The sequence below is a fragment of the Actinomadura sp. HBU206391 genome (assembly GCF_014323665.1).
Lineage (GTDB): Bacteria > Actinomycetota > Actinomycetes > Streptosporangiales > Streptosporangiaceae > Actinomadura_C.
The window spans coordinates 1-9468 of sequence record NZ_JABVEB010000207.1 but is presented as its reverse complement, the minus strand read 5'-3'; the positions used below and the strand labels follow the sequence as shown (position 1 = coordinate 9468).

The 9468-nt window shown below is 71.8% G+C and carries 5 protein-coding genes and 1 pseudogene; 1 reads left to right on the top strand and 5 read right to left on the bottom strand.

Going from position 1 to position 9468, the window contains the following annotated elements:
- The 5 genes and pseudogenes from HKK72_RS31155 to tkt all read right to left on the bottom strand — a co-directional run.
- Positions 1–1311: pseudogene (locus tag HKK72_RS31155) on the bottom strand (hypothetical protein); the annotation flags it as partial.
- On the bottom strand, positions 1308–2939 hold the full coding sequence (locus HKK72_RS31150) for a phosphoheptose isomerase (protein WP_187238014.1): 1632 nt from the start codon (positions 2937–2939) through the stop codon (positions 1308–1310). The gene HKK72_RS31150 and the pseudogene HKK72_RS31155, both read right to left, overlap by 4 nt.
- Before the next feature lie 157 nt (positions 2940–3096).
- Entirely contained in the window at positions 3097–4752 is a 1656-nt protein-coding gene (locus tag HKK72_RS31145; protein ID WP_187238013.1) for a glucose-6-phosphate isomerase, read from the bottom strand.
- A gap of 97 nt (positions 4753–4849) precedes the next feature.
- Positions 4850–5959, bottom strand: coding sequence for a transaldolase (tal, locus tag HKK72_RS31140; protein ID WP_187238012.1), 1110 nt, complete (start codon positions 5957–5959; stop codon positions 4850–4852).
- Positions 5960–6076: 117 nt separating this feature from the next.
- Positions 6077–8119 (bottom strand): transketolase, encoded by a 2043-nt coding sequence (gene tkt, locus HKK72_RS31135; protein WP_410050360.1) that lies wholly within the window; start codon positions 8117–8119, stop codon positions 6077–6079.
- A 643-nt stretch (positions 8120–8762) separates the two neighbouring features.
- On the opposite strand from tkt, the gene HKK72_RS31130 reads away from it, so the two are divergent.
- On the top strand, positions 8763–9468 hold a 706-nt coding region (locus tag HKK72_RS31130; protein WP_187238015.1), incomplete at its 3' end, for a heme o synthase.

Below are 9468 nucleotides of genomic sequence, written 5' to 3'. Positions count from 1 at the left end.
CTCGTCGGCGTGGACGTCGATGGCGTCGGTGGCCGGGCCCACGGTGAATGCGGGGGCCACGCCGGCCGCCTCTGCGTTGTTCTGCTCTGTGTTGGCCTGCTCGGCGTCGGTCTGCTCGCTGTCGCCCTGCCTGGTGTTCGTCTGCTCGGTGTTCTGGTCAGTGACGGCCTGTTCGATGCCATGCCGGGTACGGGGGCGGGTCGCGAGGGGGTCGGCCGCGAGCAGATAGGCGGCGACCGCCGCGGCGTACTCCCACACCACGAGCTGGGCGCCGAGCGGCCCTGACACGGTGGCGTCGTCCTGATGCGGCCGCCCGTCGAGGGTGATCTGGAACAGATCGTCGGCGGGCGCCAGCGGCATTCCGCCGTGCTGTACCACCGGCAGCAGCCCGCCCTGCGTGGCGCCGGCCAGCAGCGATGCGATCCACGAGCCGAGCCCCGCCGCCCGCGCGGGGAAATCGCCGATGATGATCTTGTCGCGGCCGGCGCGAGCGCATCCGCCCAGGATCGCGCCGAGGATCAGCCCCGGGTTGTTCTCCGGTCGCGTGAGCGAGGGCAGCGCCGAGGTGGCCGTGTCGAGTAGCTCCGCCACGTCGACACCGGCGAGGGCGGCCGGCACGAGGGCGGCCGGTGACAGCGCGCCGAAGACCTGCCCGCCGGGGCCGTCGATGACGGTATGGCCGCTCTTCTCGGCGTGTGCGGCGAGCGCGCTGCCGGGTTCGGCCAGGAAGACGAAGCGCTCTGCGATCTCGGCGCGGGACAGTCCTCTGTCGCGCATCGTCTGGGCGAGGATCCGGCGCAGTGCCTCCGTGCCCACGTCCTCGCCGGTGACCACCACGACCGTGCGGAGCAGCCGGTCCTCGTCGAGGCTCACGCGCAACAGAGGGGCCGGATCCAGGCCGTCGAGGACCGTGAGCGGCGTCCGTCGGACATGTGCCGCCGTGGCGGCAGGGCGGCGGAGCCCGCTGCGCGCCAGCAGTTCGGCCGCTCTGGCCTGGGGACCCGATCCCAGCAGGACGATCTCGGTCAACCCCGCGGCCCGGGTGCGGTCCACCAGCGCGCCGATCTCCCCGAGGACGGCGCGGGCCGGTCCCGGCTGGGCGGGCCAGCATGCCTGCGGCGTCGGCTCCCGCAGCAGGGGATCCTCGTGATCGGGCGATCCGGACGCCCACAGCGTCGGGTCCTCGGAGGCGAGGCGGACCGGCACCTCGTCGATCCACAGGCGGCCCAGCACCCGCTCGGCCGCCTCGCGCACCGGTCCCCGTGCCGTGATCCGTACCTCGTCGGCGCTGATCGCGGTGAAACCCGTCATCGGGTCTCCCTGGCGATGTCGATCAGTCTCCCGGCCCCCTCGATGGGGTCGCGCAGGTGCAGGCGTACCACGGGGATGCCGCGGCGGCGCAGCGCTCGCACGTCGGCCAGCGCGCGGGCCAGGTGCAGCTTGCCTAGGGTGTAGGGCCGGCCCGGCACCGCGTGATCGGCCATACCCGCGCCCGTCACGACCAGGAACGCCCCGTTGCGAGGTCCGTCCTTGTGGAAGGACCCGGTGCCGTGCAGGTAGCCCGGCCCCGACCCGTACGTGACCGGGCGGCGGATGCGCCGCGCCAGCGCGGGCGCGAGATAGCGGCCGGAGAAGTCACCGGACAGGTAGGTGAGGATCGACAGGTAGCCGGTAGCGGGCACGCGGCGGAGCAGTGCCTCCACCGCCCCCGCGAGGTTGTAGGAGCCGAAGCCGGCCGAATCGGTGTAGACCTCGATCCCGCCGTCGACGAACGACGCCTGACCGGTCGGCAGCGGTCCGTGACCGGTGCTCCGCAGCATGGTGGCCGCGTCGTCCTCGGTCTCCTGGATCACCTCGTCGGCCGACTCGAACGGGTTGACGCCCATCAGCCAGCCGGCCACCGCGGTGGCGTACTCCCACAGCAGGAACTGGGCGCCGAGCGGGGCCCAGAGCGAGGTGTCGGCGTCGGTCGTGGCAGGGCTCTGCGGGTTGACCGCGATGCCGTGCAGGTCGGGGCAGTCCTCGGTGCCCGGCAGGCCGGTCGGATCGAGCGGGAGGATGCCGCGACCCCGCTTGCCGGTGCCGGTGGCGAGCAGCTGCGAGACCCAGCCGGTCAGCGCCGAGCCTCCGCCGGGCTCGCGCAGGACCAGCTTGTCCCGGACGACGCCGCCCGGTGGCGGCAGGGCGCAGCCGCCGAGCACGGCCCCGAGCAGCAGGCCCGGGTTGTCCTCCTCGCGGGCGAGCGAGTCCGATGCGGCGGCGGCCTGGTCGAGCAGCGGTGCCACGTCGGTGCCGGCGAGCACCGCGGGCACCAGGCCGTATGCCGACAGCGCGCCGAAATGACCGGGCAGGTACGGGTCGGTCAGCCCGACGCGGTAGCCGCGCTCGGTGGCGAAGTCGCTCAGCGGGCTGCCGTGGTCGGTGATGACCACGAACCGTCCGGCGATCTCCTGGTCGGACAGGCCGTGCTCGCGGAACGCCTGAACCAGCACGCGGCGGTAGGCGTCGCCCTCGATGGAGACGCCGGCCTTGCTGGAGAGGACCACCAAGGTGCGGTCCAGCCGCTTGAGCACCACGTCGAGAGCGCCCGCGTCGCCGCCGTCGAGGAGGGTGAGGTCCCCGCGCGGATCCGTCCCGCCTCCGGCGTCGATGATGGCCTGCGCGGCGAGTCCCTCCGAGCCCAGACCGACGAGCACGATGTGGTCGAAGCCCGAGTAGCGGACCTCGGCGACGAGATCCTCGAGCTGGGTGAGCAAGGCCTGTGAGCTCTCCGGCAGGTCGAGCCAGCCCAGTCGGCTGTGATCGACCGCTCGGCGGCCCCACAGCCGGGGGTCCTTGGCCGCGAGGGCCGCGGGAACTCCGCAGGTGATCAGGTATTCGCGCGCCTTGAGCGCGGTATCGAGCACCTCACCGCGGGTGAGTACATCAAACCCAGACAACGTTCCCTCCTCAGTCCCAATCGTTTCAGGAGAGAACGGGCACTCGCGACCCACTCACCGATCTCACGGGATGTCGGGTGACCCACCCTACGCCGCACGAAGCGGTCAGGGGTGGTGCACTCAGGTTCGGGGCACGGCGGGTGAAGACCGGCGCCGTTCAATTCTTCAGGGCGCGGAGCATCTGATCGAGACCCTCGGCCCGGTCACGCAGGTGGACGCGGACCGCCGGGCGGTCACGGGAGCGCAGAGCGCGCAGATCGCCGAAGGCCTGCGCGAGTTGCAGCGCCTTGAGCGTGTAGGGCCGGCCGGGCACCTCGACGTCCTCGGTCACGGCGCCGGTGATCTGCAGGAAGAGCCCGGTCTGGGGGCCGCCCTTGTGGTACTGCCCGGTCGAGTGCAGGAACCGGGGTCCCCAGCCGAAGGTCACGGGCGCGGTGGTCCCGCCCGTCTGCGCCGAGCGCGCCGCGAGGAGCGGGCGCAACTCGGCGGCGGCCGCGTCACCGAGCCGGTCGAGGTAGGCCATGACCGCGAGGTATCCCCGGTTCGGTACCGCGGCCAGAAGCGCGTCGAACGCCGACCCGAGGTCCTTGGCGCCCTTGAGCAGTTCCGGTGGGGCATGGATTTCCACCGCGCCGGTGACGAGCGCCGGTTCCGCATTGACGATCATGGGTGCGGATCCGTCCCCGGCACCGCGCAGTAGCGCGGCCGTGTTGTCCTTGGACTCCTGGACATTGGGCTGGTCGAACGGGTTGACGCCGATGACCCGGCACGCCACGGCCGTGGCGTACTGCCAGAGGAGGAACTGCGCGCCGAGCGGGCCGCACACGCTGACGCCGGCGTCCTCGGCGGGGCCGGCCGCGTGCGGGTGCCCGGCGAGGACGAACCGCAGCGCGTCGTCGGCCGCCTCGAAGCCGGGAGCGTCGACGCCCTCCATCACGACCGGGACGAGGCCCTTGCCGTCCTTGCCGGTCGACTCGGCGATCAGCTGTTCGGCCCAGTCGCCGAAACCGGCCATGCCGGAGCCGTGGTCGGCGAGCACGAGCCTGTCCATGCCGCTGAGCGTCGCCGCGCCGAGCGCCGCCCCGAGGGCGAGGCCGGGGTTGTCGTAGGGCTGGCGGAGCCCTGGCGAGAGCGCCGCCGCCTCGTCCAGCAGGGGAGCGACGTCCACGCCGGCGAGCGCGCTCGGGACCAGCCCGAAGGCCGAGAGGGCGCTGAAGCGTCCCCCCACGTCCGGGTCGGCGAGGACGACCTGGTGGCCGGCGCGGCGGCCGAGCTCCTCCAGCGGCGAGCCGGGGTCGGTGACGACGACGAAGCGGCGGCTGAGCTCCGCGCCCGTGATCCCGGCGTCTCTGAAGGCCTGCTCGAAGATCCGGCGGTGGCTGTCGGTCTCGATGGTGGTGCCGCTCTTGCTCGACACCACGACGAGGGTCCGCTCGAGCCGGTCCCGGACGGCCGCCGCGACCTGATGGGGATCGGTGGTGTCCAGGACGGTGAGCTCGGCCCCCGCGGTACGGGTGATGACCTCGGCCGCGAGCGACGATCCGCCCATCCCCGCCAGCACGACGCGGTCCAGCCCGGCCGCGTCCAGATCGGCGAGCCGGGGGAGCAGCGAGCGGGAGCTCTCGGGGAGGTCGAGCCAGCCGAGCCGCCGGGCGGCGTCGGATGCCGCCTCAGGGCCCCACAGCTGGGCGCTCCTGGCCGCGAGCGCACCCGGGACACCGTCGCTCACGACCCGGTCGAGGACCGTCTGGGCGTCGTCGGTCACGTCGCGGATGGTGACCGAGACCCCGCCGGCGGCCACCACGGACGTCACGCGGGCGCCCCATGGTTCGACGGGTGGGTTGACGGGCGGAGTGACGGGCGCCCGCCGGGCGGCCGGTCCGCCCGTCCGGCCGGGCGTCCGTCCGGCGTCACGCCTTGTCCTCCAGCTCTTTCTGGATGGTGGCGAGGAGCTCGTTCCAGGACGCCTCGAACTTCTCGACACCCTCCTCCTCGAGCACCCGCACCACGTCGTCGTACTCGACGCCCGCCTCCTTGAGGGCCGCCATGTGCTTGCGGGCGTCCTCGTAGAAGGGCCGGATCGTGTCGCCGCGGATCTCGCCGTGATCGGCGACCGCGTCGAGCGTGGCCTCGGGCATGGTGTTGACCACGCCGGGGGCGACGAGCTCCTCGACGTACATCGTGTCCCGCAGCGCCGGGTCCTTCACCCCGGTCGACGCCCACAGCGGCCGCTGGGGGCGCGCTCCCGCCGCCTCGAGGGCCCGCCACCGGTCGGTGTCGCTCTTCTCCTCGAACAGGGCGTAGGCGAGCCGGGCGTTGGCCACGCCGGCCTTGCCCGTCAGCGCCTTCGCCTCCGCGGAACCGGCCTTGTCCAGCCGCTTGTCGATCTCGGTGTCGACCCGGCTGACGAAGAACGACGCCACGGAGGCGATCTTCGACAGGTCGAGGCCGGCCTCTCTGGCCTGCTCCATGCCCTCACAGAAGGCATCGACGACCTGCCCGTACCGCTCCAGCGAGAAGATCAGCGTGACGTTGACGCTGATCCCCTCGGACAGGGCGCGGGTGATGGCGGGCAGCCCTTCGAGGGTGGCCGGGATCTTGATGAACAGGTTCGGCCGGTCGACCAGCCACCACAGCGCGCGCGCCTCGGCGATCGTCTTCTCGGTGTCGCGGGCCAGCCGGGGGTCGACCTCGATCGACACCCTGCCGTCGAGCCCGTCGGTGCGCTCGTAGACGGGTCGCAGGACGTCGCACGCCCACCGGATGTCGTACGTGGTGATCGCGCGCGCTGCCTCGTCGACGCTCACGCCGCGCACCGTGAGGTCGCGCACCTGGTCGTCGTAGGCCGCGCCCTTGCTCAGAGCCTTCGCGAAGATCGTCGGGTTCGATGTCACCCCGACGACGTCCTTCTCCTTGATCAGCTGTTCCAGGTTGCCCGTCCGGAGTCGCTCCCGGCTGATGTCGTCGAGCCAGATGGACACGCCCTCTTCGACGAGCCGCCGTAGGTTCTCGTTGCTCATTTCCTTCGCCTCGCTCCTCGGTGTGTGCGCGCTCCTCCCCACTGGAGAGGCTCGCGGGACGTGAGTCGAAGCGCGCACTGCCGGCTCACTCCCAACGCTCTCTGCGCCTTTCCCGGATCAGGTGCCGGTCGTGTGACCCCTTCCGGCCACTCCCGCCTTGACGAGGCTCGCCCTGGCGGCCGTGACGATCCGCTCCGGCGTGATGCCGAACTGGTCGAACAGCGTCTTGTAGTCGGCCGAGGCGCCGAAGTGCTCCAGCGAGACCGACTCGCCCGCGTCGCCGACGAACTCCCGCCAGCCGAGCGCCACCCCGGCCTCGACCGAGACCCGCGCTCGCACGGACGGCGGCAGTACCGACTGACGGTAGGCGTCGTCCTGGGCCTGGAACCATTCGACGCAAGGCATCGAAACCACCCGGGTGGGGGTGCCGTCGGCCTCGAGGATCTCGCGGGCGGCCATCGCGAGCTGCACCTCGCTGCCCGTGGCGATGAGGACGACCTCGGGCGTCCCGCTCCCGGCGTCCGCGAGGACATAGCCGCCCTTGGCGACGCCCGCCGCGGGGGCCACCTGTGACCGGTCGAAGGTCGGCACCTTCTGCCTGGTCAGGCAGAGGCCGGCGGGCCGGTCGGTGTGCTCCAGGATGGTCCGCCAGGCGACCGCCGTCTCGTTGGCGTCGGCCGGCCGTACGACGTCGAGGCCCGGGATCGCGCGGAGCGCCCACAGGTGCTCCACCGGCTGGTGGGTCGGGCCGTCCTCGCCCAGGCCGATCGAGTCGTGCGTCCAGACGTAGGTGACCGGCAGCCCCATGAGGGCGGCGAGCCGTACGGCGGGACGCATGTAGTCGCTGAAGACCAGGAACGTGCCGCCGTACGGGCGCAGGCCGTCATGCACCGCGATGCCGTTCAGGATCGAGCCCATGCCGTGCTCGCGCACGCCGAAGTGCAGCGTGCGGCCATAGGGGTTGCCGGGGAAGGCCTTGGTCTGGAACTCGTCGGGGATGAAGGACGGCTCGCCCTTCATCGTCGTGTTGTTGCTCTCCGCGAGGTCGGCAGAGCCGCCCCACAACTCCGGCAGCACCGGGGCGATCGCGGTCAGCACCTCGCCCGAGGCCGCCCGGGTGGCGAGATCCTTGCCCGCCTCGAACTCCGGCAGCTTGGTGTGCCAGCCGTCGGGCAGCCGTCGCGCCGAGATCCGGTCGTACTCGGCCGCGCGCTCGGGATTGGCCGCGCGCCAGACCTGGAAGAGCTTCTCCCACTCGGCGTGCAACGCCCGGCCCCGCTCGACGGCCTCGCGGGTGTGGGCGAGCACGTCGCCCGGGACCTGGAAGGTCTTGGCCGGGTCGAGGTCGAGGATCTCCTTGGTGGCGGCGACCTCGTCCGCGCCGAGCGCCGATCCGTGGGCCTTGCCGGTGTTCTGCTTGTTGGGCGCGGGCCAGCCGATGATGGTCCGCAGCGCGATGAAGGACGGCCGCCCGGTCTCGGCCAGGGCGGCCTCGTAGGCCTCGGCGAGGGCCTGGACGTTCTCGTGGTAGTCGCCGCCCTCGGTCCAGTCGACCTTCTGCACGTGCCATCCGTAGGCCTCGTAGCGCTTGGCCACGTCCTCGGAGAAGGCGATGTCGGTGTCGTCCTCGATGGAGATGTGGTTGTCGTCCCACATCATGATCAGGTTGCCGAGCCGCTGGTGAGCCGCCAGCGATGCCGCCTCGTGGCTGATGCCCTCCTCCATGTCACCGTCGGAGGCGAACACCCAGATATTGTGGTCGAAGGGGCTCTGCCCGGGTGCGGCGTCGGGGTCGAACAGGCCCCGCTCCCTGCGGGCGGCCATGGCCATGCCCACCGCGTTGCCGACGCCCTGCCCGAGCGGGCCGGTGGTCGTCTCGACGCCGAGGGTGTGCCCGTGCTCGGGGTGTCCCGGCGTGAGGCTGCCCCACTTGCGCAGCGCCTTCAGATCGTCGAGCGTGAGCGGGTAACCGGACAGGTAGAGCTGGATGTACAGGGTCAGGCTCGAGTGCCCCATGGAGAGGACGAACCTGTCCCGGCCCGGCCAGTTAGGGTCGGCCGGGGCGTGGCGCAGGAAGCGCTGGAAGAGCAGATGGGCGGCGGGTGCGAGGCTCATCGCCGTACCCGGGTGACCCGAGCCGGCCTCCTCGACCGCGTCCATGGCGAGCGCGCGGATCACGTCCGCGGCACGCCGATCCAGGTCGGACCACTCGACCGTGTCGCGGCCCTTCGTGCCGCGGTCGGTCGTGCCGGTGTTCTTCGTGCTGCTGTCCTTACTCACCGAACGTTCAGGGCTCCTCTCGAGCGACATGCACCCATCGTGACGCATAGGCCCGCTGTTCATTTCAAGATCGGTGTCCCGGGGTACCGCTTCGCCGACCCGCCGAGCAGGCGCGCGAGCGGCGACCGAGCGGTGGTCGACGGCCCTGTCAACGGCGATCAGGGCCCATGACCGAGCCTATCCAAGTCGCCGACCCGGCCGTCGGACCGCAGTACCACCCCGCAAACGCGGCAATCCGACCCTTGCCCGATCGTCTTCGCGACTAACCACCCCGGACGGGTGATGTCACGGGGGACCGGCGGCCACGTCGCGGCCTGTGGATCGGCGGGTCCGGCCACCCCCTGCGCGACCTCTGACAGGACGGCACTACAGTGAGTGCGCGGTCGGCGGGACGGCTGCGGGAGATTCGACAGAGCGCGTGGCCCGGCAGTATGTGGCGCTGGGCATCGCATGGCGCGTAGGTGGACCTGGACCCATTGTGACGGTGCTCAGCAACAAGCTCGGAATCGAGCATGCCCAAGAGATGCCGCCGACGGCTCCGGCCGAGGCGGTGACCGAGGCCCCCGGCCGGCGACTCGGCGCGTCGCTGCGCGCCTATGTGGCGCTCACCAAGCCGCGCGTCATCGAGCTTTTGCTGATCACGACGCTACCGGTGATGTTCCTGGCCGCCAAGGGCCTGCCGCCGGTCGGTACCGCGCTCGCCACCCTGATCTTCGGCACCCTCTCGGCGGGCGCCGCCAACGCGATCAACTGCTATATCGACCGGGACATCGACGCGAAGATGCGGCGCACCCGGCGCCGGCCGCTGGCCCGCGCCCAGGTACGCCCGGGAGCGGCGCTGATCTTCGGCATCACGCTCGCCGTGCTGTCGACCGCCGGGTTCGTGGTGACGGTCAACGCGCTCGCCGCCGCGCTGTCGGCGAGCGCCATCCTCTACTACGTCTTCGTCTACTCCCTGCTGCTCAAGCGGCGCACGTCGCAGAACGTCGTCTGGGGCGGGATCGCCGGGTGCATGCCCGTGCTGATCGGCTGGGTCGCGGTCACGGGCTCACTCGCCCTCACCCCGTTCCTGCTGTTCGGCGTGGTGTTCCTGTGGACACCGCCGCACACCTGGACGCTCGCCATGCGCTATCGGGAGGACTACGCGGCGGCGGGCGTGCCGATGCTGCCGGTCGTCGCCGGCGAGCGCCGAGTGATTGTGGAGAGTCTCGTCTACACCTGGGCGACCG